The organism is Psychroserpens mesophilus (assembly GCF_050617655.1).
Lineage (GTDB): Bacteria > Bacteroidota > Bacteroidia > Flavobacteriales > Flavobacteriaceae > Psychroserpens > Psychroserpens mesophilus_A.
Window position 1 is genome coordinate 1 of sequence record NZ_JBODQC010000343.1, and the last position, 251, is coordinate 251.

1 protein-coding gene is annotated in these 251 nt (G+C 55.4%); it reads left to right on the top strand.

The features are described 5' to 3' along the window. The coding region (locus ACRHNM_RS17505; RefSeq protein WP_431137925.1) for a sensor histidine kinase at window positions 1-251 on the top strand (251 nt) is incomplete at both ends.

The window sequence follows — 251 nt, forward strand, 5'->3', positions numbered from 1 at the left end:
AGGCGGTCCCGGAGGTGGACCACCCGCGAATCCTGGTGTCTGTGGCAGCCGAGGACGGTTTTGTCAAGATCATGGTGGCCGACAACGGCATAGGCATCGAAGCAGACAACCGCGACAAAGTATTCGAACCCAAATTCACTACCAAAAGCAGCGGGATGGGGCTCGGCCTGGGAATGGTCAAAACCATTGTGGAAACCTATGGCGGCAGGATTGAATTTACCTCTCAGAAGGGAAAAGGCACCGTCTTCACG